This is a genomic window from Caulobacter sp. GW821-FHT11E11, assembly GCF_058808315.1.
Genome location: NZ_JBXARO010000005.1, coordinates 397,367 through 422,544 on the forward strand (window position 1 = coordinate 397,367; position 25,178 = coordinate 422,544).

Below are 25,178 nucleotides of genomic sequence, written 5' to 3' on the forward strand. Positions count from 1 at the left end.
ACCTCCGCTTGCGCGCTGATACCGGTAACACTAATGTCGCCGGCAACCAGGGTCCGACAAGGACCGTAGGGCATCAAACGGGCCGCACAGGCCCAACGGGGAGGACACCTGTGGCTTCAGTTTCCAACGCTGGCCCGAGCGCCGGCATGAGCGCCGATGGGGGCAAGGTCAACATGGCCTTCGTCGCCGGCATCGTCGCCGTCGCCACGATCGGCGGCTTCATGTTCGGCTATGACAGCGGCGTCATCAACGGCACGCAGGAAGGCCTGAACAGCGCCTTCAAGCTCACCGAATTCGGCACCGGCCTGAACGTGGCCGCCATCCTGATCGGCTGCGCGATTGGCGCTTTCGCCGCCGGCCGCCTGGCCGACGTGTGGGGCCGCCGCACGGTGATGATCATCTCGGCCATCCTGTTCATCATCAGCGCGCTGGGCACCGGCGCGGCCCACACCTCGACGATCTTCGTCATCTTCCGCCTGATCGGCGGCCTGGGCGTCGGCGCGGCCTCGGTGCTGTGCCCCGTCTACATCTCGGAAGTCACGCCCGCGAACATCCGCGGCCGCCTGTCGTCCGTGCAGCAGATCATGATCATCACCGGCCTGACCGGCGCGTTCCTGGCCAACTACATCCTGGCCCACACCGCCGGCAGCTCGACCGCCGAGTTCTGGCTGGGCCTGCCCGCCTGGCGCTGGATGTTCTGGATGCAGGTCATCCCGGCGGGCGTGTTCCTGGTGTGCCTGCTGGGCATCCCGGAAAGCCCGCGCTACCTGGTCGCCAAGGGCAAGGAAGCCGAGGCTGAAAAGGTCCTCTCGCGCCTGTTCGGCGCCGGCGCCGGCGCCGCCAAGGTCGCCGAGATCCGCGCCTCGCTGAACGCCGACCACAAGCCGAAATTCTCCGACCTGCTGGACCCGACCACCAAGAAGATCCGCCCGATCCTGTGGGCCGGTCTAGTGCTGGCCATCTTCCAGCAGTTCGTCGGCATCAACATCGTCTTCTACTACGGCTCGGTGCTGTGGCAGTCGGTGGGCTTCACCGAGGACGACAGCCTGAAGATCAACATCCTGTCGGGCGCGCTGTCGATCATCGCCTGCCTGGCCGCCATCGCCCTGATCGACCGCATCGGCCGCAAGCCCCTGCTGCTGATCGGCTCGGCCGGCATGGCCGTGACCCTGGGCGTCCTGACCTGGTGCTTCTCGACCGCCACCACGGTCAACGGCGCCCTGCACCTGGACGCCAGCGTCGGCCCGATCGCCCTGATCGCCGCCAACCTGTACGTGATCTTCTTCAACCTCTCCTGGGGTCCGGTCATGTGGGTCATGCTGGGCGAGATGTTCCCCAACCAGATGCGCGGTTCGGCCCTGGCCGTCGCCGGCTTCGCCCAGTGGATGGCCAACTTCGCCATCTCGTTCAGCTTCCCGGCCATGGCCAAGCTGAGCCTGGCGGCGACCTACGGCTTCTATGCCGCCAGCGCCGTGGTCTCGTTCTTCCTGGTCCAGAAGCTGATCCACGAAACCCGTGGCAAGGAACTGGAGGCGATGGAGGGCTAAGGCTCGCCGTCACCGACGACAAAACGAACGCCCGGGGTCATCCTCCGGGCGTTTTTTTGTGCGGATTTTCCGGGCCGCATCGTTGTTACGGCCCTTTGTGACGCCTTGGAAAAACGTCATAGAAATCAATTGCAACAAAGCATGACACCGGTGGACAGCGCGACGCGCTTGCCGCTAAGTGACGGCAACCAAAGTACTCGTCGGGAGGAATACCCCATGGTCGATATCAATCGTCGCGGCGCGCTGGGCTCGCTGCTGACCGGCGCCGGCCTGGCCGCCATTCCCGCCACCAGCGAAGCCGCCTCAATGGCAGGAACGGGCCAGATGGGCCTGCTGCCCGCCAAGGCGACCACGGGTCCGACCTGGGTCAAGGGCGTCGAGGGCCAGCGCAAGGCCGACCTGGGCGACGGCACGTTCCTGAACCCGATCTTGGCCGGCGACCACCCAGACCCGTCGATCCTGAAGGACGGCGACGACTACTACATGACCCACTCGTCGTTCGACGCCTATCCGGGCCTGCTGATCTGGCACTCCAGGGACCTGGTGAACTGGACGCCGGTCACCACGACGCTGAAGACCAATGTCGGCTCGATCTGGGCGCCCGAGATCTGCAAGCACAAGGGCCGCTACTACATCTACCTGCCGGCCAAGATGCCCAACAACAACACCAGCTACGTGATCTGGGCCGACAAGATCGAGGGCCCGTGGTCCGAGCCGGTCGATCTCAAGCTTCCCCGCTACATCGACCCCGGCCACATCGTCGACGAGAAGGGCGAGCGCTGGCTGTTCCTGTCGGGCGGCGACCGCATCAAGCTGGCGCCCGACGGCCTGTCGACGGTCGGCGCGGCCGAGCACGTCTACAATCCGTGGCGCTATCCCGACACCTGGGACGTCGAGGGCTTCTCGCCCGAAGGCCCCAAGGTCATGAAGCGCGGCGAGTACTTCTACATGATCACCGCCGTGGGCGGCACGGCGGGTCCGCCGACCGGCCACATGGTCATCGTGGCGCGTTCGAAGTCCTTGGCCGGCCCGTGGGAAGACCATCCGCGCAACCCGCTCGTGCGCACCGTCGACAACAGCGAGAAGTGGTGGTCGCGCGGCCACGCCACGCTGGTCGAGGGGCCCACGCCCGGCGACTGGTGGACCGTCTATCACGGCTACGAGAACGGCTATTACACCCTGGGCCGCCAGACCCTGCTGGCCCCGGTCACCTGGACCGCCGACGGCTGGTTCGACGTAGGCGGCGGCGACCTGTCCCAGCCCATCAAGAAACCCAAGGGCGGCAAGGCCGGCCCGCACGGCATGGCGCTGTCGGACGACTTCTCGACCGACAAGTACGGCGTGCAGTGGAACTTCTTCGATCCCAAGCCGGGCGAGCACCAGCGCCTGAGCCGCGCCAACGGCGTCATGACCCTGAAGGGCGCGGGCGAGGCCCCGTCCAGCGGCGCACCGCTGATCTTCGTCAATGGCGACCAAGCCTATGAGATCGAGTGCGAGATCGACATCGATCCCGACACCCGCGCCGGCCTGATCCTGTTCTACGACCGCCAGCTCTATTGCGGCCTGGGCTTCGACGCGAAGAACTTCGTCACCCACCAGTACGGCATCGAGCGCGGGCGCCCTGCGAACCCGCACGGGTCGAAGATGCTGATGAAGCTGATCAACACCCGGCACATCGTCAGCTTCCACACCAGCGGCGACGGCGGCAAGACCTGGAAGCGGTTCGACCGCGGCATGGAAGTCAGCGGCTACCACCATAATGTGCGCGGCGGTTTCCTGATGCTGAAGCCGGGCCTGTACGCGGCGGGCAAGGGCTCGGCGCGGTTCAAGAACTTCAAGTACCGGGCGCTCGACTGATGCGCGGCGCCCTCCTCGCGGCGGCGCTGATCGCGGCGCCGTTCGCGGCTCAAGCCCAGACGCCTGAGCCGATGTTCAAGGCCCCGAAGATCGTCCTCGTGGGCGACTCGACCACGGCCGTGAACAGCGGCTGGGGCGGCAGCTTCTGCGCCAAGCACGTCAGCTCGACCGTCGCCTGCGTGAACCTGGGACGCGGCGGGCGCTCGACCCGGACCTATCGCGAGGAAGGCTCCTGGGCCCTGGCCCTGAAGGAGATGACGTCGGGCGGCTTCGCCAAGACCTATGTCCTGATCCAGCTGGGCCACAACGACCAGCCGGGCCGGCCCGAGCGCTCGACCGATCTCGTCACCGAGTTCCCGGTCAACATCAAGCGCTTCGTCGACGAGGCCCGCGCGGCCGGCGCGACGCCGGTGCTGGTCACCCCGCTGATCCGCCGCCAGTTCAAGGACGGCCAGGTCCATGACGACCTCGCCCCCTGGGCCGACGCGATCCGCAAGGTGGCGGCCGAGACGAAGACGCCGCTGGTCGACCTGCACAAGCTGTCGAAGGACGCCGTCCAGGCCATGGGCCCGGTCGAGGCGTTGAAGCTGGGTGAAGCCCCGCCGCCGGCCGAGGTCGCAGCCGCCGCCAAGTCCGGCACCACCACCGGCGCGGCCTTCTACGAACCGGCCATCCCCGGCGCCGTGGTCCCGCCCCGTCCGCCGGCCGCGCCGCCGACGCCGCCCTCGGCCATGGACAGCTTCAAGCCGGTCTTCGACTACACCCACGTCGGAGCGGAAGGCGCGGACGTCTTCTCGGCCATCGTGGCCAAGGCGCTAGCGGCGGCTGTGCCGGAGTTGGGGCGGCGGCTGCTGCCTTAGAGGCTGCAGCCGCCTTCACCCTCAGAACGCGTGGCGCAGGGTCACGCGCGCCCGGCGCGGCTCGCCATAGACGAAGCCCGCGAACCAGACGTTGTTGCTGTAGTAGGTCTTGTCGAACACGTTATCGACGTTGAGCTGCACCGTGGTGCGGTCCGTGACCTTGTACTGCCCCATCAGGTTGACGAGCACATAGGCCGGCTGGCCGACGGGCTCGGTCTTGCCGGTGCCGGGATTCACGCCGGTCTGCGGCGGCCGGCTTTCCCAGCGCAGCGACCCGCCGACACTGATGCGCTCCAGGGCGCCCGGCAGTTCGTACTTGGTCGACAGGCGGAAGACCCGGCGCGGGTGGTGGGCCTGGACGTTGACGCCGTCGGCGTCCTTGGCCGTGAACTGGCTCCAGCCCATGCTGACGTCCCAACCGTCCGTGACCTGGCCCTGGACCTCGACCTCGTAGCCCTTGGACACCGTGCCCTGGGCGGCGCGATAGGCCGGATCGATGGTGCCGGGCACGAAGAAGCCGTCGTCGACGACCGGGAAGTTGTTCTGCTCGACGCGGAAGATCGCGGTCGAGGCCCGCAGGCGGCCGTCCATGAAGTCGGCCTTCAGACCGGCCTCGTAGTTGTCGCCTTCCAGCGGGTCCAGGTACTTGCCGGTGCGGTCCTTGTAGGTCTGCGGATCGAAGATGCTGGTGTAGCTGGCATAGGCCGACAAGTTCGGCGTGAAGTCGTAGATCAGGCCGACATAGGGCGTGACGACATTGGTCTGCTTGAGGGTGAAGGGCACCGGCGTATAGGTCGCCAGCTCCTCGTCACGCTTCCAGTAGCTGAGACGCGCGCCGGCGATCAGCTTCAGGCGGTCGGCCAGCTGCAGGCGGGTCGCGCCATAGACGGCGCCCTGCTTGGTGGTTCCCAGGCCCGACATATCGTAGCGCGGCCCCCAGGTCGGTTCCGGATAGCTGCCGTCCCACAGGCGGAAGTCGCCCGAGTCCGGCACGGTCGAGACGGGATCCTGGTTGGTCCAGCCGGTGGACAGGCGGTTGTACATCGCGCCCAGCACCAGCTCGTGCTCGCGGCCGAACAGGTCGTAGGTCCCCTTGACGGTGAGGTTCAGGTTCCACTGCTTGGGGGCGGTCTTGTACCAGTAGGGCCAGGCGCTCATGCCGACGCCGGTCTTCTCGTCCAGGTCGCCCCACATCCAGAGCAGCTTGGAGTCTTCCTTCTGGCGGTGATAGGCGGCGTCGCCCCGGATGGACCAGCGATCGTTCAGGGAATGCTCGATCGTGATGAAGGCGGCCTGCTCGGTGGTGTCCCACTGGTTCCACTTGGCGGCGCTGGTCTGCGAGCGCGGCCAGTTGGTGCGCACGCCGTTGCTGTACCAATAGGGCAGCTGGCCCCACAGGGCGCCGCTGCGCTCGTCGCGCTGGTGGCTGACGCCGACGCTGAAGCGCGTGCGGTCGCCGAGGTCGGCGTCGATCACGCCGTACAGGGTGAAGCCCTTGTTGGCCTCCAGGTCGATGAAGCCTTCCTCGTCATACACCTCGGCGACGAAGCGGCCGCGCACGGCGCCGTCGCGGGTCAGCGGGGCCGACACGTCCGCCGTGCCCGAGAAGCGCTTCCACGACCCGGCCTCCAGCGTCAGCTCGCCCGACAGCTCGCGGGCGGTGGCGTGCTTGCGCACCAGGTTGATCGAGGCCGAGGGCTCGCCGGCGCCCTGCATCAGGCCGGTCGCGCCGCGCACCACCTCGACCCGCTCGTAGATCGCGGTGCTGGTCTCTTCCAGGCCGATATTGCCGGTCTCGAACGGCACGCCGTCCAGCTGGAAGTTGGTGATCTCGAAGCCGCGCGCCGACAGGCCGTTGCGGCCCCGGTCGACGGCCTTCACCGAGACGCCGGTGGTGTAGGCCAGCACGTCTGTGACCTTGGCGGCGGCCTGGTCCTGGATCTGCTCGCGGGTGATGATGCTGAGGGACTGGGGCGTCTCGCGCGGCGTCAGGTTCAGGCCGGTGGCCGCCGCGTTCTTGGTCGCGCCGCGCCCGTAGACCAGCAGCTCATCGACCGCGACCTTGTCCTCGGCGGCAGCGACTTCCTGCGCCGAAGCCACAGCAGGCAGCGCCAGCATCAGCGTCAGCACCGACGCCGATCGCGCCCACGCAAGCCTTGAAGAAGTTGTCCCGGACATCGATCGCTCCACCCAATTTCGGAGCGCTTCGAGTATTGCATGTGATATTCACTTGCAAGTGATCGCTAGGATAGACCGCGATCGGGCCGCGCGATCAATCGGCGGCGGTGTCGCCGGTCTCGGCCTTGGCCATCATCGTCGGGGTGATCAGCGCCGCCGCATTCACGCGGTCGCCGCCGGGGGCCAGGATCTCCAGGTGCACGTGGTTGGTGATGCCGGGATAGTGGCCCTGCAGGCTCTCGACCTTGCCGATCGTGTCGCCCAGCCGGACGCTCGTGCCCAGCTCGACGCCCGGCGTCACGTAGAAGGCGCGGGCGGCATAGCCGAGGGCAGGATTGGTGATCTCGACGAACTTCAGGTCGGTGTCGCCGGCATAGGCGTAGCCGATCTTGGTGACATAGCCCGACATCGGGGCATGCACGGCCTGGCCAGCCTGAGCGACGTAGTCGACGCCCTCGTGGGCGCGGGTTCCGCCGTCGCGGCGGGCGCCGAACTCGCCGTCGCCGAAGTCGTCATGGCCGCGCGGGGCCGAGCCCGTGGGATTGGCGAAGTCGCTGGCCCCGTCGCCGTCGATGTCGGCGCCCTTCCAGACCAGCTCCATGACCGGCGGCGTCGCCTTGGCCGGCGCGATGCTGGCCAGCAGCTTGACGATCGGCAGCCGGGTCGGCTGGCGCGAGACCGGCCGCTCCATGGCCGCCACCACCATCGGCGCGAAGACAACCGTCAGACCCAGGGCGCAGCGCAGGGCGGCGGACGTCTTCGTGATCGATGCGGTCATGGGTGACTTTCTGCCGTTGAACCAATGGCCGGCAGATATGGAGGGGTTAATGGCCCTCCGCCATGCGACCGGACGTCGCGAAAATCCATGCTTAAGCTATGAATTCATTGGCGAATTTCCGCCACAATCCTTAGTTCAGCAGGTGCCGGATGGTCGAGCGCAGGACCGCCGTCAGAGCCTCGCGGTTGAGGTCGGGATGGTTGACGGCGCGCATCAGCAGGCCGTCGAAGATCAGGCCGATGGTCTCGCAGCGGGCCTGGAACTCTTCCTCGCTCCACTCGGGCTTGCGGTCGCGTTCCATCATGGTGCGGGCCAGGGACCGCTCCTGCTGGTCGGCCTCGCGGACGATGGCGGCGACCTTGGGATTGCGGGCCGCCTCGGCCACGACCTCGAGGGCCAGGGCCGCGCGGCGCGGATCGAAGCACTTGTCGACGCCTTCGGGCAGGTGCTCGTCGATGGCGTCGCCCAGGGTGCCCGGGCGGCTTTCCATCTCGGCGAACTTGTCGCGCATCTCGGCCAGGTCCTGGGCGACGATGGCGGCGATGATCGCTTCCTTGTTCTCGAAGTAGCGGTAGATCTGCCCGACGCTGAGACCGGCGGCCTTGGCGATGTCCGCCATGCTGGCGCCATGGAAGCCCGACTGCCTCACGCGTTCGCACGCGGCGTCCAAAATCTGCTGACGGCGCGATTCTGGCGACGGACGGCTCGAATGTGTCTCGTCAGGCATTGAAAATCCCGGTCGGCATTACATTTCCGTTAGGTCAGCCCAAGCTGTGGGGTGCAGAGGTTGACTTGCGCCAGTACCGCACCTATGTCCAGCCCGCTTGAGAATGAACGTTCATTCTCAGATTGTTCATCATGCTGGCTTCGTCAAGAGCAATAGCTCACGCAGCCATCGCATCCGGGGTCAAATATGCAATTCCAACGCTCGGCAGCCACGACCGCCGTGGCGCTCGCCGCCATCGCCCTCACCCTCGCGGCCTGTGGCCAGAAAGGCGGCGCCGGCGGCATGGGCCAGGGCGGCCCGACCGAGGTCGGCTATGTCGTCGCCCAGAGCCAGTCGGTCGGCCTGACCAGCGAGCTGTCGGGCCGCACCTCGGCCTATCTGGTCTCGGAAGTGCGCCCGCAGGTCACCGGCGTGATCAAGTCGCGCCTGTTCCAGGAAGGCTCGTACGTCCGCGCCGGCCAATCGCTGTACCAGATCGACCCCGCCATCTATCAGGCCAGCGTCAACAGCGCCGCCGCCGCCCTGGCCCAGGCCCAGGCCAGCGCCACGGCCGCCAAGCTGAAGGCCGACCGCTACAAGACCCTGGTCGAGAGCGGCGCGGTCTCCAAGCAGGACAATGACGACGCCCAGGCGGCCGCGGCCCAGACCGCCGCCGCCGTCGCCGTCCAGAAGGCCAATCTGGACAACGCCCGCATCAACCTGAATTACACCAAGGTCGCCGCCCCGATCTCGGGCCGCATCGGCAAGAGCTCGGTGACCCCCGGCGCCCTGGTCACCGCCAGCCAGGCGGGCGCCCTGGCCACGGTGCAGGACCTGTCGAAGGTCTATGTCGACCTGACCCAGACCTCGGCCGAGCTCTTGAAGCTGCAGGCGCAGTTCAACAGCGGCAAGCTGGGCCGCTCGGGCTCGGCCCGCGTCACCCTGAAGCTGGAAGACGGCTCGACCTATCCGGTCGCCGGCCGCCTGGAGTTCTCGGACGTCACCGTCGACCCGACCACCGGCTCGGTGGTGCTGCGCGCCATCTTCGACAACCCCAACGGCGTGCTGCTGCCGGGCATGTATGTCCGCGCCGTGCTCGACAAGGGCGTGGCCAACGGCGGCATCCTGATCCCGCAGGCCGCCGTCACCCGCGACCCCAAGGGGAACGCCATCGTCCAGGTGGTCGACGCCAAGGGCGGGCTGACCCCGCGCCCCGTCACCGCCTCGCAGACGGTCGGCGACAAGTGGCTGATCACCACCGGCCTCTCCGCCGGTGACAAGGTCGTCGTCGAGGGCCTGCAGAAGGTCCGTCCCGGCGCGCCGGTCAAGGCCGTCCCCATCACCGCTCAAGCTCAACGCTAAGGCCGGCCCGTCATGCTTTCCCGTTTCTTCATCGACAGGCCCATCTTCGCGTGGGTCGTCGCGATCGTGATCATGCTGGCGGGCGGCCTCGCCATCCGCAGCCTGCCGATCGCCCAGTATCCCGACATCGCCCTGCCCCAGGTCTCGGTCAGCGCCATCTATCCCGGCGCCTCGGCCAAGACCGTCGAGGACAGCGTCACCCAGGTCATCGAGCAGAAGATGAAGGGCCTGGACGGCCTGGACTACATGTCGTCGACCAGCGACAGCTCGGGCGCGGCCACCACGACCCTGACCTTCAAGGCCGGCACCAACATCGACATCGCCCAGGTGCAAGTCCAGAACAAGCTGCAGACGGCCACCGCGCTCCTGCCGCAGGAAGTGCAGCAGCAGGGCCTGACGGTCGCCAAGTCGGCGCGGAACTTCCTGCTGATCGTCGGCATGTATTCGGACGACCCGAAGACCACCAACACCGACCTGGCCGACTACATCGCCAGCAACCTGCAAGACCCCCTCAGCCGCGTCGACGGCGTGGGCGAGGTCCAGCTGTTCGGCGCGCAATACGCCATGCGCATCTGGCTGAACCCCAACCAGCTGACCAGCTTCAACCTGACCCCGGCCGACGTCATCGCCGCCATCCGGGCCCAGAACGCCCAGGTCTCGGCCGGCCAGCTGGGCGGCGTGCCCAACCTGCCGGGCATCGGCCTGAACGCCACGATCACGGCCCAGTCGCGCCTGACGACTCCGGCCGAGTTCGAGAACATCATCGTCCGCAACAGCCCCGGGGGCGCCATCGTCCACCTGCGTGACGTGGCCCGTGTCGAGCTGGGCGCGGAAAGCTACGGCTTCGGCGCCAAGTACAACGGCAAGCCCGCCGCCGGCCTGGCCATCCGCCTGGCCCCGGGCGCGAACGCGCTGAACACCGCCGACGCCATCAAGACGCGGATGGCCACGCTGGAGAAGAACTTCCCGGCCAACTTCCGCTATGTGATCCCCTACGACTCGACGCCGTTCGTGAAGCTGTCGATCGAGGAAGTGGTCAAGACCCTGCTCGAAGCCATCGTGCTGGTCTTCATCGTCATGTTCCTGTTCCTGCAGAACTGGCGCGCGACCCTGATCCCGACCATCGCCGTGCCGGTCGTCCTGCTCGGCACCTTCGGGGTGCTGGCGCTGTTCGGCTACTCGATCAACACCCTGACCATGTTCGGCCTGGTGCTGGCCATCGGCCTGCTGGTCGACGACGCCATCGTCGTGGTCGAGAACGTCGAGCGCGTGATGGAAGAAGAGGGCCTGTCGCCCGTCGAAGCCACCCGCAAGTCGATGAACGAGATCACCGGCGCCCTGATCGGCATCGCCCTGGTGCTGTCGGCGGTGTTCGTGCCCATGGCCTTCTTCGGCGGCTCGCAAGGCGTGATCTACCGTCAGTTCTCGATCACCATCGTCTCGGCCATGGCCCTGTCGGTGATCGTGGCCCTGGTCCTGACCCCGGCCCTGTGCGCCACCATGCTCAAGCCCGTCCAGAAGGGCCACAAGGAGCACAAGACCGGCTTCTTCGGCTGGTTCAACCGCAGCTTCGACGACGTCAGCGGCCGCTACCAAGGCACGGTCCGCAACCTGCTCGGCAAGGGCGGCCGCTGGATGCTGGCCTATGGCGTGGTGCTGCTGGCCATGGCCTTCCTGTTCGTCCGCCTGCCCAGCGCCTTCCTGCCCGAGGAAGACCAGGGGACGATGTTCACCATCGTCCAGCTGCCTCCTGGCGCGCCGGAAGAACGCACCCAGGCCGTGCTGACCCAGGTTCGCAACCACTTCCTGCAAGACGAGAAGGAGTCGGTTCAGGCCGTCTTCACCGTCGCCGGCTTCAGCTTCGCCGGCGCCGGCCAGAACGCGGGTCTGGCCTTCATCCGCCTGAAGGACTTCGACGAGCGCAAGGCCGCCGAGCGCAAGGCCCAGGCCGTCGCCGGCCGGGCCATGGGCAAGTTCATGCAGATCCGTGACGCCATGGTCTTCGCGATCGTGCCGCCGGCCGTGCCGGAACTGGGCACCTCGTCGGGCTTCGACTTCCAGCTGCAGGACGTCGGCGGCGTCGGCCACGACGCCTTGGTCGCCGCGCGCAACCAGGTGCTGGGCATGGCCGCCCAGGATCCGACCCTGGCCGGGGTCCGCCCCAACGGCCAGGACGACACGCCTCAGCTGAAGATCGACATCGACCAGGCGAAAGCCGGGGCGATGGGCCTGACCACCGCCGACATCAACGCCGCGCTCAGCGCCGCGTGGGGCGGGGCCTATGTCAACGACTTCATCGATCGCGGCCGGGTCAAGAAGGTCTATGTCCAGGCCGACGCGCCCTTCCGCATGCGCCCCGAGGACCTGAACAACTGGTACGTCCGCACAAGCAGCGGCACGATGGCCCCGTTCTCGTCCTTCGCCACCACCCACTGGATCTACGGCTCGCCGCGTCTGGAGCGCTATAACGGCCTGTCGTCGCTGAACATCCAGGGCTCGCCGGCTCCCGGCAAGAGCTCGGGCCAGGCCATGGCCGCGATGGAGAAGATCGCCGCCACCCTGCCGCCCGGCATCGGCTTCGAGTGGACCGGCCTGTCGGCCCAGGAACGCGAGTCCGGCAACCAGGCTCCGGCCCTGTACGGCATCTCGATCCTGGTCGTGTTCCTGCTGCTGGCGGCCCTCTATGAGAGCTGGTCGATCCCGCTGTCGGTGATCATGGTCATCCCGCTGGGCATCGTCGGCGCCCTGCTGGCCACCACCTTCCGCGGCCTCAGCAACGACATCTACTTCCAGGTCGGCCTGCTGACGACCATGGGCCTGGCGTCCAAGAACGCCATCCTGATCGTCGAGTTCGCCAAGGATCTGCACGAGAAGGGCATGGGGCTGATCGAGGCCACGGTGGAAGCCGTCCGCATCCGCCTGCGGCCGATCATCATGACCTCGCTGGCCTTCGTGTTCGGCGTGCTGCCCCTGGCCATCTCCAACGGCGCGGGCTCGGGCAGCCAGCACGCCATCGGCACCGGCGTAATCGGCGGCATGATCTCGGCGACCCTGCTCGCGATCTTCTTCGTCCCGCTGTTCTTCGTGATCGTCGAGCGGGTCTTCAAACCCAAGCACAAACGCCACGAGGAAACCGCGGCCGTTCCTCCGGCCGAGGCTCACTGACCATGATGCGTAACCTCACCCTGATCCTGCTGGCCTCCACGGCGGTCAGCGCCTGCACCATGGCTCCGGACTACAAGCGTCCGACCCTGCCGGTGGCCCAGGCCTGGTCCACGCCGAGCGCCGAGCCCGCCAGCTCGGTCACGGCCGCCGACCTCGACTGGCGCCAGGTGCTGGTCGATCCGCGCCTTCAAGGCGTGGTCGACCTGGCCCTCAAGCAGAACCGCGACCTGCGCGTGGCGGTCCTGAACATCGAGAAGGCCCGCGCCCAGTACGGCGTTCAGCGCGCCAACCTGTTCCCGGCCATCAACGGGACGCTCAGCGAGCAACGCAGCCACACCCCGGCCGCCACCTCGCAGATCGGCACAGCGATGGAGATCGAGGCCTATACTGCCACGATCGGCTTCACGGCCTATGAGCTGGACCTGTTCGGCCGCATCCGCAGCCTGAACAACCAGGCCCTGCAGGCCTTCCTGGCCCAGCAGGACACCGCCCGCTCGGTGCGCGTCAGCCTGATCGCCGAGACGGCCAACGCCTGGCTGACCCTGGCCGCCGACCAGGAGCGCCTGGCCCTGGCCAAGGACACCCTGACCACCCGCGAAGACACGCTGCGCCTGACCCAGCAGCAGGTCGACGGCGGCGTCGGCTCGCTGGCCACCCTGCGCAACGCCCAGGTCCAGGCCGAGACGGCTCGCAGCGACATGGCGGTCTACACCGCCCAGGTCGCCCAGGACCTGAACGCCCTGACCCTGCTGACCGGCGGCAATGTGCCCGACACACTGCTTCCGTCCGCTGACCTGGCCCGGGCCCAGATCCTGGCCGAGCTGCCGGCGGGCGTGCCCTCGGACGTGCTGACGCGTCGTCCCGACGTGCTGGCCGCCGAGCACCAGCTGCAGGGCGCCAACGCCAATATCGGCGCGGCCCGCGCGGCCTTCTTCCCGCGCATCGCCCTGACCGGCTCGTTCGGTTCGGCCAGCGGCGAGCTGGACGGGCTGTTCAAGGGCGGCACCAAGGCCTGGAGCTTCACGCCCTCGATCACCCTGCCGATCTTCGCCGGCGGGGCCAATGTGGCCAATCTGAACGTCTCGAAGGCCAACCGCGACATCGCCGTGGCGACCTACGAGAAGACCGTGCAGACGGCGTTCCGCGAGGTCTCCGACGCCCTGTCGGTGCGCCAGACGGTCGGCGATCGTCTCGCCGCCCAGGAGCGCCTGGTCGTGGCCGCCACCAGCAGCCAGAGCCTGTCGCAGCAGCGTCGCGACGCCGGCCTCGACAGCGCCCTGACCCTGCTGGACAGCCAGCGCACGCTGTATTCGGCCCAGCAGGGCCTGATCACCGCGCGCCTGGCCCGGGCCACCAACCTGGTCACTCTCTACAAGACCCTCGGCGGCGGCGCTCCGGCCGCCTCGTAAGTCTCCTCCCCTTCCCCGGAGGCCCATCCGGGGAAGTTCGTTGGCCATCATCCCCCACCCCCGATGGTCGCGAACGGAACGGGCGTGCTCCTCCCCCCATCCCTGGAGCCGCCCGTTCCACCCATTTCTCCTACCGCTCCCGCTTCCACTCCGAGACCGGCACATTGCCGTCCGGCGCGGCCGGGACGCGCCAGCCCAGGGCGTCGCCTTTCAGCTCATAGGCGCGGCGTTGGGTGGTCCCCTCCCAGTTCTTGAAGGACGCGCCTTCGATCTTGAACACCAACTGGTGGGCCGCCTCGTCGATCGAGATCGTCCCGTAGTGGGTCGAGGAGCCGAGGGCGGCGTCGGCATATTCCTCGGCCGTCCCGCGCTTCTTGTCGCCCGAGGCAAAGCCCGTCCGCTCACTCTTGAAGATCTGCAGGCTGTAGCGGCCGGCGGCGTCGACGATCAGCCGGCCCTTGGGCGCTGCGCCATAGTCGTGCTCGCGCACGCCCGCCGGGGTGATCCGGTCGGCGGCCGTCAGGGTCCAGGTTCCAGCCAGCGGGAAATCGGCGGCCAGCAGGGCCAGCACCGTCATGGTCGTCAGCATCTCGCACCCTATGTAACTTGTTAAATCGGTTACTGGCGCAGACTCGGCGAACGTCGCTAACCTGTCAATCCGGTTTCCCGTGAGATGTTCGTGACGCCCAAACTCGAAGAGACCCGTGACGGCTTCCGCTTCCGGGGCGGCCGCCTGCCCCTGGATCTGCCGGCCACCCTGGCGGGGCGGGTCAGCGGCGCCCATCGCGACGCCCTGGCCTCGCCGGGCGACCTCGATCGCTGGCTGGTCGCGGCGGGGCTGGCCGACAGCTTGGCCGGCGCTTCCGCCGAAGATCTTTCGGGCGCGCGGGAGCTTCGCGAGACGCTCTACGCCCTGGCCCTGGCTCGCGCCGAAGACCGCCCCCTGCCCGAAACGCCGCGTGAAGCCCTGAACACCTTCGCCGCCCGGCCCGCCGCCGCGCCCTGGCTGGACGCCGCCGAGCGCCCGCGCCTGAAGGGCTCGGCCCGCGACCTGCTGACTAGCGTGGCGCGCGAGGCCATCGAGCTCCTGGGCGGCCCCGACGGCGCACGCATCCGCCAATGCCAGGGGCCGGTGTGCGCCATCCTGTTCCTGGACACCTCGCGCAAGGGCGACCGCCGCTGGTGCTCGATGAGCGCCTGCGGGAATAGGGCGAAGGTGGCGGCGTTTCGGGAGCGGGAGAAGGGCTAGAGCGGCAGCTGCACCGTGCTCTTGACCTCTTCCAGCACGGCATAGGTCCGCGTCTCGCGCACGCCCGGCATCTTGACCAGGATGTCGCCCAGGAAGTTCCGATAGGCCTCCATGTCGCGCACGCGGGCCTTGATCAGGTAGTCGAAGCCGCCGGCCACCATGTGGCACTCCAGGATCTCGGGGGCGCGGCGGACGGCGGCGGCGAAGTCCTCGAACACCTCGCCGGTCGTGCGCTCCAGCACCACTTCGACGAAGATTAGCAGGGCGCGGTCGACCTTGGCCGGATCCAGCAGGGCCGCGTAGCCGGTGATGTAGCCGCGCTCGCGCAGACGTCGCACGCGGTCGAAGGTGGCGGCCGGCGACAGGTTGCAGCGCTTGGCCAGCTCGGCGTTGGTGATGCGGCCGTCGGCCTGCAGAACCTTCAACAGTCGGCGATCGGTGTCATCTAGAGCAGAAATGGACATGGCGCGATTTTACCGAAGAAGCTTCGAAAAGTAGCGCTCACAAACGGAGCACCTTCGGCAAGCTTAGCGTTACACCTTCGATCGTTCCAGCGCCGCTTGCGCTCCCCTCCTCCTGAAGGCGTGAGCGGATCGGTCAGCCACCGAAGTCTGGAACCTACGCGACGCCCATCCCCCTCCCCCCAGGGCGTCGCGCAAGAGAGGAAGGGGCGTGTGCGCTCCCCCCAATAGCCGCGCCCCTTCCTCCCTCCCCACTTTCGGCCTCCCCACTTCCAGAGCATTGTCCTCCGCGCGCTTGCCGCGCCATGCGGTCGCGCGGGCTGGAGCGGACGAATGTTTTTCGCGCTTTCTCCGAAGAACGTACGGACTGCCCGATCAACAAACGAAGCACCTTCTGTCGAAGCCAAGTTAGACCGATGATATTCTAACGAAGGACCGATCATGACCGACTTGGCCCACTGGGACAGCCTGGACAACGGCAAGTATCGCGACGAAGCCGCCGTGATCGCCGACCTGCTGGCCGCCAAGCCCCTGTCCAGCGAGGACCGCGCCGCCGTCCGCGCCGAGGCCGAGGCCCTGGTCCGCGGCGCGCGCCGTAGCGTCCGCAAGCAAGGCGTGGTCGAAAGCTTCCTGCAGGAGTTCAGCCTGGGCACCCGCGAGGGCCTGGCCCTGATGTGCCTGGCCGAGGCGCTGCTGCGCACGCCCGACGACGACACCCGCGACAAGCTGATCGCCGAGAAGATCGGCTCGGCGGATTGGGCGTCCCACCTGGGCGGCAGCGACAGCCTGTTCGTCAACGCCTCGACCTGGGGCCTGATGCTGACCGGCAAGATCGTCGAGCCCGACGACGAGGCCAAGAACGACCTGCCGGGCTTCATCAAGAAGCTGGCCGGCCGCGTGGGCGAGCCCGTCATCCGCGCCGCCGTCGGCCAGGCCATCCGCATCATGGGCGAGCAGTTCGTCCTGGGCCGGACGATCGAAGCCGCCATCAAGCGCGCCGCCAACGAAGACACCATGTGCAGCTTCGACATGCTGGGCGAAGGCGCCCGCACCGCCGCCGACGCCGCACGCTATGAGAAGGCCTATACCGACGCCATCGAGACAGTCGGCAAGCTGTCCAAGGCCGCCGGTCCGGAAGCCGGCCACGGCGTGTCCGTCAAGCTGTCGGCCCTGTGCCCGCGCTATGAGGCCACGCACGAGGACCGCGTGTGGGAGGAGCTCTATCCCCGCACCCTGCGCCTGGCCCTGATCGCCGCCAAGCACAACATCAACTTCACCATCGACGCCGAAGAGGCCGATCGCCTGGCCCTGTCGCTGAAGCTGCTGGACCGCCTGTGCCGTGAGCCGGAGTTGGGCCAGTGGACGGGCCTCGGCCTCGCCGTCCAGGCCTATCAGAAGCGTTGCGGCGAAGTGATCGCCCGCCTGAAGGCGCTGTCGGAAGAGACCGGCCGTCGCCTGATGGTCCGCCTGGTCAAGGGCGCCTACTGGGACAGCGAGATCAAGCGCGCCCAGGTCGCTGGCCGTCCGGACTATCCGGTCTATACGACCAAGCCGGCCACCGACCTGTCGTACCTGGTCTGCGCCAAGGCCCTGATCGAGGCCGCCCCGCACCTCTATGCCCAGTTCGCCACCCACAACGCCCACACCCTGGCGGCCGTGGTCCGCATGGCCAAGAACGCCGGCGTCAAGATCGAGCACCAGCGTCTGCACGGCATGGGCGAGGCGCTCTACAAGGCCGCCGACGACCTCTATGACGGCATCACCCTGCGGGCCTACGCCCCGGTGGGCGGTCACGAGGACCTGCTGCCCTATCTGGTCCGTCGCCTGCTGGAGAACGGCGCCAACACCAGCTTCGTCCACGCCCTGCTGGACGAGCGCGTGCCGGTCGAGAAGGTCGTCACCGACCCGATCGACACCGTCGAAGCCCACCCCGAGCGCCACGCCAAGATCCCGACGCCGATCGACGTCTATGGTCCGCGCCGCAAGAACTCCGCTGGCCTGGACCTCTCGGTGAAGGCCGATCGCGAGCGCCTGCAAGCCGCCGTCGCCACCCTGGACGGCGCCACCCTGTCGGCCGGTCCTTTGATCGGCGGCAAGATCAGCGCCGGCGGCCCGCCGCTAGCCGTGGTCGCCCCCGCCGACGAGCACAAGACGGTCGGCGCGGTCTCCGAAGCCCAGATCCCGCAGATCGACGAGGCCTTCCGCCTGGCCCGCGCCGCGCAGCCCGCCTGGGACCTGGCCGGCGGCCCGGCCCGCGCCAAGACCCTGCGCGCCATGGCCGACGCGCTCGAGACCAACATCGACCGCCTGATCGCCATCTTGGCCCGCGAAGCCGGCAAGACCCTGTCGGACGGCATCGCCGAGGTCCGCGAGGCCGTCGACTTCTGCCGCTACTACGCCGTGCTGGCCGAGGATCAGTTCGGGGCCGGTGAGGTGCTGAAGGGCCCGGTCGGCGAGACCAACACCCTGCGCCTGGCCGGGCGCGGCGTCTTCGTCTGCATCAGCCCCTGGAACTTCCCGCTGGCCATCTTCACCGGCCAGATCGCCGCCGCCCTGGCCGCCGGCAACGCCGTGCTGGCCAAGCCCGCCGAGCAGACCCCGCTGATCGCCTTCGAGGCCGTGAAGCTCTATCACGCCGCCGGCCTGGACAGCCGCCTGCTGGCCCTGTTGCCGGGGCGCGGCGAGACCGTCGGCGCGGCCCTGACCAGCCACGAGGGCCTGGACGGCGTCGCCTTCACCGGCGGCACCGACACCGCCTGGCGGATCAACCAGACCCTGGCCCAGCGCCAGGGCCCGATCGTTCCGTTCATCGCCGAGACCGGCGGCCTCAACGGCATGTTCGTCGACACCACCGCCCAGCGCGAGCAGGTCATCGACGACGTCATCGTCAGCGCCTTCGGCTCCGCTGGTCAGCGCTGCTCGGCCCTGCGCCTGCTGTTCCTGCCTGAGGACACCGCCGAAGGCATCATCGACGGCCTGAAGGGCGCCATGGACGCCCTCGTGGTCGGCGATCCGGCCCTGGCCGTCACCGACGTCGGCCCGGTCATCGACGCCGAGGCCAAGGACGCGCTCGACAAGCACCAGGTCCGCCTCAAGAAGGAAGCCAAGGTGCTGCACGCCCTGGCGGCTCCGGCTGGCGGGACCTTCTTCGCCCCGGTCCTGGCCGAGATCCCCGCCGCCGACTTCCTCGAGCGCGAGGTGTTCGGCCCGATCCTGCACGTGGTCCGCTACAAGCCCGAGCACCTGGACCAGGTGGCCGGCGCCCTGGCGGCCCGCCGCTACGGCCTGACCCTGGGCATCCACTCGCGGATCGAGAGCTTCGCGGCCGACGTTCAGCGCCTGGTCCCGGCCGGCAACGCCTACGTCAACCGCTCGATGACCGGCGCCGTCGTCGGCGTCCAACCGTTCGGCGGCGAAGGCCTCTCCGGCACCGGCCCCAAGGCCGGCGGCCCGCACGCCCTGCTCCGCTTCGCGGTGGAGCGCGCGGTCAGCGTCAACATCACCGCCCAGGGCGGCGATCCGGCGCTGCTGAATCTGTGATCTTGACCTCGAAGGCCATGGGCGAGACCCTTCGCCCATGGCCGACGGCGTCGACATCCACATTGATCATGAGCAGGCTGCTCAGCTGAAAGTCGCGGCGGACAGACTGGGTATGTCCGTGGCCGAGTACGCCAGGGCTCTGATCGACGCGGGCCTGGCAGGCGCGCTTCCGGCGTTTGCCGATCCAGATCCCGCCATCGACGAGGCAATCGCCGACGCCGTCGAACGCGGCGAGATGGCATCGATCCCTCTGTCCGAATTCCGCGAACGCTTGCGCCGCTTCGGCGGTCGCGATTGAGCTTCATCGTCTCCGTTTCGGAGAACGCTCAAAGAGACGTCGACCGTCTCGAGGCCTGGCTCTGTGCGCATGATCTCAACGCCGCGGCGCGCGTGGGCCCTTTGTTGTTGGAGACGTTCGACAGCTTGGCCGAGACGCCGCTGCGCGGTCGCGTCACCGGCCCGACCACCCGCAAATCAATGTCCCCTTCGGCCGTCACGCCTACATCATCCGCTACAGGGTCCGCGGCTCGCGCGTGATCGTCACCCGGATCCGGCACAGCCTGGAGCATAGGTAGACGACGCGCTCAACGTGTGGCCATCCTCCCGCGCAAAGTCCGGGGAGTTACAGCCACATGCGTTTCCTGCCTCGCGCGGCATTCGTCGCCGCCTTGCTCGCGCCCGCCGTCGCCACCGCCCAGATCGCGCCGATCGCCGGTGACTGGTACGGGACGCTGGACGTCGGGGTGAAGCTGCCGCTGGTGTTCCACCTGCAGGCGGACGGGACCGCCAGTGTCGACAGTCCGGCCCAGAAGGCGACCGGCCTGAAGGCGAGCGCGACCCTGGCCGGCGACCAGCTGACCGTCACCCTGACCACGCCGGCCGCCGCCTACGAAGGCAAGGTCGCCGCCGATCGCAAGTCGATCGCGGGCGAGTGGGTGCAGAACGGCGGACGCTTGCCGTTGCGGCTGGAGCGCACGCCTCAGGCCATCGTCGCGCCCAAGCGCCCGCAGACGCCCAAGCCGCCCTTCTCCTATCGCGCCGAGGACGTCGCCTACACGAACCCGGCCTCGGGCCTGACCCTGGCCGGGACTCTGACCCTGCCGCCGGGCGAGGGACCGTTCCCGGTCGCGCTGCTGATCACCGGCTCGGGCCCGCAGGATCGCGACGAGACCCTGTTCGACCACAAGCCGTTCCTGGTGCTGGCCGACGCCCTGACCCGGCGCGGCGTGGCGGTGCTGCGCGTCGACGATCGCGGCGTCGGCGGCTCGCAACCGGGTGACTTCGCCAAGGCCACCACACTGGACTTCGCCACCGATGTCGCCGCCGGGGTCGCCTATCTGCGCGGCCGCAAGGACATTGATCCGGCGCGCGTCGGCCTGATCGGCCACAGCGAGGGCGGGATCATCGCGCCACTGGTCGCCGCCAAGGATCCGCGCATCGCCTTCATCGTGCTGATGGCCGGCACGGGCGTGCCGGGCGACCAGGTCTTGCCCCGGCAGTATCACGACATCTACGTCGCCTCCGGGGCCGGCGAGAAGGCCGCCAGCCAGCAGGCCAGGCTGGTCGAGACCGCCAACGCCCTCGTCCGGGCCGAACCCGACGCGGCCAAGGCCAAACCGCAACTGCTCAAGCTGTTCGCCGGCGGCGGCAATCCGCAGGCCGCCGAGGGCAATGCCGCGCTGATCAACTCGGCCTGGTACCGCACCTTCCTGACGGTGGACCCCGCCCAGGCCCTGGCCCAGGTCCGCGCGCCGGTGCTGGCGATCAACGGCGCCAAGGACACCCAGGTTTCGGCGGCGGTGAACATCCCGGCGATCAAGGCGGCCCTGGCCGGCAATGCCGACGCCACGACCCTGGCGCTGCCGGACCTGAACCACCTGTTCCAGACCGCCCGCACCGGCGCGCCGGGGGAGTACGCCAATATCGAGGAGACCATCGCCCCGAGCGCGCTGGCGACGATCGTCGACTGGACCGTCGCCCACGCGAAGCCGCGCTAGAACGGCCATTTCCTACATCATCTTTATTTAATCCGCTTCCGCCAAGGGCCGCGCTCGGTTACCCTCCCGCAAAATACAAATTCTACGGGGGAATTCAGGAAGATGCTCAGCAGACGCTTTCTCTTGGGCGGCGCGGCCGCCGGCCTGCTCGCCGCGCCGGCTCTGGGCGCGACCAACAAACCGCCCGCCCCGCGGAAGGGCTTTGTGGCGGTCAAGAACGGCCGCCTCGTCTTGGACGGCAAGCCCTACCGCTTCACCGGCGCGAACCTGTGGTACGGCGCATGGCTGGGTTCGCCCGGGGCCACAGGCGACCGCGAGCGGCTCAAGCGCGAGCTCGATAGGCTGAAGGCCTTGGGCGTCACCAATCTGCGGGTCCTGGGCGCGGGCGAGCGCTCGCCGGCCAAGGCCGCCGTCGCCCCGACCTTCCAGGAAAAGCCCGGCGTCTACGACCAGGACCTGCTGAAGGGCCTGGACGTCCTGCTGGCCGAGATGGCCGCGCGCGACATGAAGGCGGTGATCTACGTCAACAACTTCTGGGACTGGTCGGGCGGCATGCCGGCCTATCTGAACTGGGTCGGCAACGGCCCCTGGTTCCAGCAGGGCGACCCGGCCCACCCGTGGCCGGAGTTCCCGGACTATTCGGGCCGCTTCTATGGCGACGAGAAGGCCAACGCCCTGTTCCGTCGTTACCTGCTGGGCCTGGTCGGCCGCCAGAACACCGTCACCGGCAAGGCCTATCGCGACGATCCGACCATCATGGCCTGGCAGTTGGCCAACGAACCGCGCCCCGGCGGCACGGACGAGTTCGGCAACAAGAACCTGCCGACCTATTACAAGTGGATCAGCGAGGTCTCGGCGATCATCAAGACGCTGGATCCCAAGCACCTGGTCAGCACCGGCAGCGAAGGCAGCATGGGCTGCCTGCACAGCGAGGCCTGCGTGGTCGAGGCCCACAAGCCCTCGACCATCGACTACCTGACCCTGCACGTCTGGCCCAACAACTGGGGCTGGATCGACGTCAAGAACCAGCCGGCGACCTATGCCGACGGCGAGGCCAAGTGCCGCGAATACGTCACCCGCCACATCGCCCTGGCCAAGCAACTGAACAAGCCGCTGGTCATCGAGGAGTTCGGCCTGATCCGCGAGGACCGTTCGTTCGTCCCCGCCTCGGCCACGGCCGACAAGGACCGGTTCTACAAGACCATCTACGGCCTGGCGCTCGATGACATGAAGGCCGGCGGCCCGGTGGCGGGCACCAACTTCTGGGCCTGGAACGGCGAAGGCCGCGCCCAGCATCCGGACGCCTGGTTCGTGCACGGCGACAAGAGCTTCGTCGGCGACCCGCCCCAGGAGGAGCAGGGCCTGTACGGCGTGTTCGACAACGACGCCTCGACCAAGGCCGTGATCGCGGGCCACGCCGCGGCGGTGGCGGCGCTCTAGCCACCTCGCCGAACGCCGGTTGACGGTATCGATGACAAGTGTCAACGTCGATTCGTTGACACTTGTCATCGATGAGGCGCGACCCAATGGCAGGCATGAAGATCAGCGCGGCGGAAAGCGTGGTGATGGAGGCGCTGTGGCGGCGCAGCCCCCTGACCTCCGAGGCCATTATGGCCGAGGTCAGCGAACCCAACGCCTGGACCGAGGGCACCGTGAAGGTGCTGATCAGCCGGCTGCTGAAGAAGAAGGCCATCGGCGCGACCGCCGAGGGCCGGCGCTATCTCTATTCCCCGCTGGTGACCCGCGAGGCCTATGTCGGCAGCGAGAGCCAGGGCCTGCTGGACCGCCTGTTCGACGGCCGGCTGGCGCCGCTGGTGGCCCACTTCTCCGACAGCGACAAGCTGAGCGAACAGGACGTCGCCGACCTGAAGGCGCTGATCGAGAAGATCGGCAAATGAACGACACCATCCTCACCCTGATCATCCGCGGCGAGCTGGCCCTGGCGGTCGGCATCCTGCTGGTCCTGGCCCTGCGCCGACCTGTCCGCCGCGCCTTCGGCCCGCTGGCGGCCTACGCCCTTTGGCTGGTCGCGCCGCTGTGCGTGGTCACGGCCCTGCTGCCGGCGCCCGCCGCAACCGGCGCGATGGCTCCCGTGGTCACGCTGGCGGCCGACGCGGCCTGGTCAGTGCATCCGGTCTCGCGCCAGGTGCACAAGGTGTCGGAGATCCTGACCATCCTATGGGCCTTCGGCGCGGTCGGCGCGGCGGTGTTGTTCGCCCTGCGCCAGGCCCATTTCGTGCGCGGTCTGGGACGTCTCACCCCCTCGCCCGCCGATCCCGACCTGCTGCTGGGCCAGCACACCGGAGCGGGACCGCTGCTGCTGGGCGCGATCCGGCCGCGCATCGTCGCGCCCGCCGACTTCGAGGCCCGCTTCCAGGGTCCGGCGCGCGACCTCGTCCTGGCCCATGAGCGCGTCCACCTGGCGCGCGGCGACGCGGCCGTGAACGCCCTGGTCGTGGCCGTGCGTTGCCTCGCCTGGTTCAACCCGCTGGTCCATGTCGCCGCCAAGTCGCTGCGGATCGACCAGGAAATCGCCTGCGACGCCGCCGTGGTCGAGCGCCATCCCGCCGCCGCCCGCCTCTATGCCGAGACCCTGCTGGGCAGCGCCCTTACCCCCTTGTCCGCGCCGTTCGGCTGCCACTGGCCCGCTGTCGGCGTCCATCCCCTGAAGGAGAGACTGATGATGCTGCGGACCGCTTCGACGCCTCCCGCCCGCAAGCTGCTGGGCGCCCTGCTGGTCGGGACCCTGGGCCTGGCCGCCGCCGGCGCGGTGTGGGCCGCCAATGTTCCCGAGCCGACCATCCGCCTGCCGGTCTGGACCCAGCGTCCGGGCGGCGAAGACATGGCCCGCTACTATCCGCAAGCCGCACACGAGGCCGGCGTCACCGCCGCTCGGGTGACCGTCGACTGCTCGATCACCGCCGAAGGCCGGCTGGAGAACTGCCTGGTCCGCCAGGAGGACCCCGCCCAGTACGGCTTCGGCGAGGCCACGATCAAGCTGGCCCGCCACTTCCAGATGGCTCCCGAGGACCGCGACGGCAAACCGACCGCCGGTGGGGTGATCCGCCTGCCGATCGTGTTCCAGGACCCGAAGGCGTAGGGCGCATGCCGCTGCCCGCCCTGATCCTGGCCACCGCGCTGGCCATCCCCTGCGTCCCGGCCCAGCCTCGTGACCTGGCCGCCGACCGGGCCGAGCTGACCCGCGCGGTGGCGCCGGTCGACCAGGCCCAGGCCGAGCGGCTGAAGACCTTCGACGCCGCCAAGGGCCTGACGACCGCCGCCCAGACCCAGGGCTTCCTGGACCTGCAGCGCCGGTATCACCAGGAGCGGTTCGCGGTGCTCAAGCCCCTGGCAGAGGACGGCAATGCCTCCGCCATCTTCGCCGTCGCCCGGCAGTACCAGTCGGCCGACTCCGGCTTCGCCGATCCGGTGCAGTGGACCCGGCTGATGCACTGCGCGGCCGACCTCGGCGAACCCGGCGCCCAGCTGGAACTGATGATGGAGACCTGGCACGACAAGGGCGACGGCAGCTTCGCGGCCATCCAGCGCAACCGCGCCCGGACGCTGGACCTGGTCGAGCAGGCCGCCGCGCGCGGCGAGGTCGGCGGGCTGTCGATGCTGGCGACCTATATCCGCGGCGGCGCGCACCAGTATCCGATCGATCCGGAGCTGGGCCGGCGGATCGCCGCCCTGTGCGTTCGGGTCACCGGCAAGGGTTGCCGCGAGGAGCTGGTCGGCGCCCTGCCCGACCCTGTGGATAACTACGCGCTGCTGGCCGACCTCGCCCGCGACCAGCCGGTCCGCTTCGCCGCGCGGCGTGACGCCGCCTGGGCCCAGCTGACGCCCAAGCAGCAGGCCCGCACCGAGGCTGCGTCGGCCGCCTGGCGGCGCGCGCCTTGGACCGAGCTCGCCCCGGAATGGGCGGTCCTGCGCGCCCGGATCATCGCCCAGGGTGGTCCGGCCTCGGTCAGCTGCCGGCGCGGACACCTCTGCCCAAGCATCTGAAATAGTGGATTGTCACCGGTGTCACCCGTGCTACCGCTACCGGCAAATCGTGCGTTAGACGCGC

The 25,178-nt window shown here is 68.6% G+C and carries 19 protein-coding genes and 1 pseudogene; 15 read left to right on the forward strand and 5 right to left on the reverse strand.

Annotated elements, in window-relative coordinates; all coding sequences use genetic code 11:
• Positions 1-110 precede the first annotated feature (110 nt).
• The 3 genes from AC1RR5_RS15160 to AC1RR5_RS15170 all read left to right on the forward strand — a co-directional run bounded on the left by AC1RR5_RS15160 (position 111) and on the right by AC1RR5_RS15170 (position 4,264).
• A complete protein-coding gene (locus tag AC1RR5_RS15160) occupies positions 111-1,547 on the forward strand; it encodes a sugar porter family MFS transporter (RefSeq protein WP_492922509.1) in 1,437 nt (478 codons plus the stop codon).
• Positions 1,548-1,763: 216 nt separating this feature from the next.
• Positions 1,764-3,404, forward strand: a complete 1,641-nt coding sequence (locus tag AC1RR5_RS15165; RefSeq protein WP_492922511.1) for a family 43 glycosylhydrolase — start codon at positions 1,764-1,766, stop codon at positions 3,402-3,404.
• On the forward strand, positions 3,404-4,264 hold the full coding sequence (locus AC1RR5_RS15170) for a rhamnogalacturonan acetylesterase (RefSeq protein ID WP_492922512.1): 861 nt from the start codon (positions 3,404-3,406) through the stop codon (positions 4,262-4,264). The genes AC1RR5_RS15165 and AC1RR5_RS15170 overlap by 1 nt, the downstream gene beginning before the upstream one ends.
• Positions 4,265-4,285: 21 nt before the next feature.
• On the opposite strand, the gene AC1RR5_RS15175 is transcribed toward AC1RR5_RS15170, so the two are convergent.
• The 3 genes from AC1RR5_RS15175 to AC1RR5_RS15185 form a co-directional block, all read right to left on the reverse strand.
• Positions 4,286-6,394: a TonB-dependent siderophore receptor gene (locus tag AC1RR5_RS15175; RefSeq protein ID WP_492922514.1), complete on the reverse strand. Its 2,109-nt coding sequence runs from the start codon at positions 6,392-6,394 to the stop codon at positions 4,286-4,288.
• A gap of 142 nt (positions 6,395-6,536) precedes the next feature.
• The gene (locus AC1RR5_RS15180) at positions 6,537-7,220 is read right to left on the reverse strand and encodes a M23 family metallopeptidase (RefSeq protein ID WP_492922516.1); all 684 of its coding nucleotides are present in this window, start codon (positions 7,218-7,220) and stop codon (positions 6,537-6,539) included.
• Between the two features lie 130 nt (positions 7,221-7,350).
• Positions 7,351-7,947 (reverse strand): TetR/AcrR family transcriptional regulator, encoded by a 597-nt coding sequence (locus tag AC1RR5_RS15185; protein WP_492922518.1) that lies wholly within the window; start codon positions 7,945-7,947, stop codon positions 7,351-7,353.
• Between the two features lie 186 nt (positions 7,948-8,133).
• Between AC1RR5_RS15185 and AC1RR5_RS15190 the strand changes: the two genes are divergently transcribed.
• From AC1RR5_RS15190 to AC1RR5_RS15200, 3 genes are read left to right on the forward strand one after another with little or no spacing between them, the layout of a single operon-like run.
• Positions 8,134-9,288: an efflux RND transporter periplasmic adaptor subunit gene (locus AC1RR5_RS15190; RefSeq protein WP_492922520.1), complete on the forward strand. Its 1,155-nt coding sequence runs from the start codon at positions 8,134-8,136 to the stop codon at positions 9,286-9,288.
• Between the two features lie 12 nt (positions 9,289-9,300).
• Positions 9,301-12,453 carry an efflux RND transporter permease subunit gene (locus AC1RR5_RS15195; protein ID WP_492922522.1) on the forward strand — a complete coding sequence of 1,051 codons (3,153 nt, stop codon included), beginning with the start codon at positions 9,301-9,303 and terminating at the stop codon, positions 12,451-12,453.
• A gap of 2 nt (positions 12,454-12,455) precedes the next feature.
• Positions 12,456-13,862: an efflux transporter outer membrane subunit gene (locus tag AC1RR5_RS15200; RefSeq protein WP_492922524.1), complete on the forward strand. Its 1,407-nt coding sequence runs from the start codon at positions 12,456-12,458 to the stop codon at positions 13,860-13,862.
• Between the two features lie 130 nt (positions 13,863-13,992).
• On the opposite strand, the gene AC1RR5_RS15205 is transcribed toward AC1RR5_RS15200, so the two are convergent.
• Positions 13,993-14,451, reverse strand: a complete 459-nt coding sequence (locus tag AC1RR5_RS15205) for a lipocalin-like domain-containing protein (RefSeq protein WP_492922526.1) — start codon at positions 14,449-14,451, stop codon at positions 13,993-13,995.
• A 90-nt stretch (positions 14,452-14,541) separates the two neighbouring features.
• Between AC1RR5_RS15205 and AC1RR5_RS15210 the strand changes: the two genes are divergently transcribed.
• Entirely contained in the window at positions 14,542-15,111 is a 570-nt protein-coding gene (locus AC1RR5_RS15210; RefSeq protein ID WP_492922528.1) for a CGNR zinc finger domain-containing protein, read from the forward strand.
• Here AC1RR5_RS15210 and AC1RR5_RS15215 read toward each other — a convergent pair.
• Positions 15,108-15,575 (reverse strand): Lrp/AsnC ligand binding domain-containing protein, encoded by a 468-nt coding sequence (locus AC1RR5_RS15215; RefSeq protein ID WP_454714191.1) that lies wholly within the window; start codon positions 15,573-15,575, stop codon positions 15,108-15,110. The genes AC1RR5_RS15210 and AC1RR5_RS15215 overlap by 4 nt on opposite strands.
• A gap of 447 nt (positions 15,576-16,022) precedes the next feature.
• Between AC1RR5_RS15215 and putA the strand changes: the two genes are divergently transcribed.
• From putA to AC1RR5_RS15255, 8 genes and pseudogenes are all read left to right on the forward strand, one after another.
• Positions 16,023-19,112 (forward strand): bifunctional proline dehydrogenase/L-glutamate gamma-semialdehyde dehydrogenase PutA, encoded by a 3,090-nt coding sequence (gene putA, locus AC1RR5_RS15220; RefSeq protein ID WP_492922662.1) that lies wholly within the window; start codon positions 16,023-16,025, stop codon positions 19,110-19,112.
• A gap of 37 nt (positions 19,113-19,149) precedes the next feature.
• Complete coding sequence (locus tag AC1RR5_RS15225) at positions 19,150-19,410, forward strand: antitoxin (RefSeq protein WP_492922530.1); 261 nt, start codon at positions 19,150-19,152, stop codon at positions 19,408-19,410.
• Positions 19,407-19,687: pseudogene (locus AC1RR5_RS15230) on the forward strand (type II toxin-antitoxin system RelE/ParE family toxin). Before AC1RR5_RS15225 ends, AC1RR5_RS15230 begins: the two are co-directional and overlap by 4 nt.
• A 57-nt stretch (positions 19,688-19,744) precedes the next feature.
• Positions 19,745-21,109 carry an alpha/beta hydrolase family protein gene (locus AC1RR5_RS15235; RefSeq protein ID WP_492922532.1) on the forward strand — a complete coding sequence of 455 codons (1,365 nt, stop codon included), beginning with the start codon at positions 19,745-19,747 and terminating at the stop codon, positions 21,107-21,109.
• A gap of 102 nt (positions 21,110-21,211) precedes the next feature.
• Positions 21,212-22,549 (forward strand): glycoside hydrolase 5 family protein, encoded by a 1,338-nt coding sequence (locus tag AC1RR5_RS15240; RefSeq protein ID WP_492922534.1) that lies wholly within the window; start codon positions 21,212-21,214, stop codon positions 22,547-22,549.
• 95 nt (positions 22,550-22,644) lie between these two features.
• Positions 22,645-23,007: a BlaI/MecI/CopY family transcriptional regulator gene (locus AC1RR5_RS15245; RefSeq protein ID WP_492922664.1), complete on the forward strand. Its 363-nt coding sequence runs from the start codon at positions 22,645-22,647 to the stop codon at positions 23,005-23,007.
• Positions 23,004-24,209: a TonB family protein gene (locus AC1RR5_RS15250; protein ID WP_492922536.1), complete on the forward strand. Its 1,206-nt coding sequence runs from the start codon at positions 23,004-23,006 to the stop codon at positions 24,207-24,209. The genes AC1RR5_RS15245 and AC1RR5_RS15250 overlap by 4 nt, the downstream gene beginning before the upstream one ends.
• A 5-nt stretch (positions 24,210-24,214) precedes the next feature.
• Positions 24,215-25,114, forward strand: a complete 900-nt coding sequence (locus AC1RR5_RS15255) for an SEL1-like repeat protein (protein WP_492922538.1) — start codon at positions 24,215-24,217, stop codon at positions 25,112-25,114.
• The last annotated feature ends 64 nt before the right edge of the window (positions 25,115-25,178 follow it).

Excerpts from the sequence above, each read along its gene's own strand:
- AC1RR5_RS15245 (WP_492922664.1), top strand. The coding sequence starts at position 22,645 with ATGAAGATCAGCGCGGCGGAAAGCGTGGTGATGGAGGCGCTGTGGCGG.
- AC1RR5_RS15235 (WP_492922532.1), top strand. The coding sequence starts at position 19,745 with ATGCGTTTCCTGCCTCGCGCGGCATTCGTCGCCGCCTTGCTCGCGCCC.
- AC1RR5_RS15185 (WP_492922518.1), bottom strand. The coding sequence starts at position 7,947 with ATGCCTGACGAGACACATTCGAGCCGTCCGTCGCCAGAATCGCGCCGT.
- AC1RR5_RS15200 (WP_492922524.1), top strand. The coding sequence starts at position 12,456 with ATGATGCGTAACCTCACCCTGATCCTGCTGGCCTCCACGGCGGTCAGC.
- AC1RR5_RS15180 (WP_492922516.1), bottom strand. The coding sequence starts at position 7,220 with ATGACCGCATCGATCACGAAGACGTCCGCCGCCCTGCGCTGCGCCCTG.
- AC1RR5_RS15215 (WP_454714191.1), bottom strand. The coding sequence starts at position 15,575 with ATGTCCATTTCTGCTCTAGATGACACCGATCGCCGACTGTTGAAGGTT.
- AC1RR5_RS15250 (WP_492922536.1), top strand. The coding sequence starts at position 23,004 with ATGAACGACACCATCCTCACCCTGATCATCCGCGGCGAGCTGGCCCTG.
- AC1RR5_RS15195 (WP_492922522.1), top strand. The coding sequence starts at position 9,301 with ATGCTTTCCCGTTTCTTCATCGACAGGCCCATCTTCGCGTGGGTCGTC.
- AC1RR5_RS15255 (WP_492922538.1), top strand. The coding sequence starts at position 24,215 with ATGCCGCTGCCCGCCCTGATCCTGGCCACCGCGCTGGCCATCCCCTGC.
- AC1RR5_RS15225 (WP_492922530.1), top strand. The coding sequence starts at position 19,150 with ATGGCCGACGGCGTCGACATCCACATTGATCATGAGCAGGCTGCTCAG.
- AC1RR5_RS15205 (WP_492922526.1), bottom strand. The coding sequence starts at position 14,451 with ATGCTGACGACCATGACGGTGCTGGCCCTGCTGGCCGCCGATTTCCCG.
- AC1RR5_RS15240 (WP_492922534.1), top strand. The coding sequence starts at position 21,212 with ATGCTCAGCAGACGCTTTCTCTTGGGCGGCGCGGCCGCCGGCCTGCTC.
- AC1RR5_RS15170 (WP_492922512.1), top strand. The coding sequence starts at position 3,404 with ATGCGCGGCGCCCTCCTCGCGGCGGCGCTGATCGCGGCGCCGTTCGCG.
- AC1RR5_RS15165 (WP_492922511.1), top strand. The coding sequence starts at position 1,764 with ATGGTCGATATCAATCGTCGCGGCGCGCTGGGCTCGCTGCTGACCGGC.
- AC1RR5_RS15190 (WP_492922520.1), top strand. The coding sequence starts at position 8,134 with ATGCAATTCCAACGCTCGGCAGCCACGACCGCCGTGGCGCTCGCCGCC.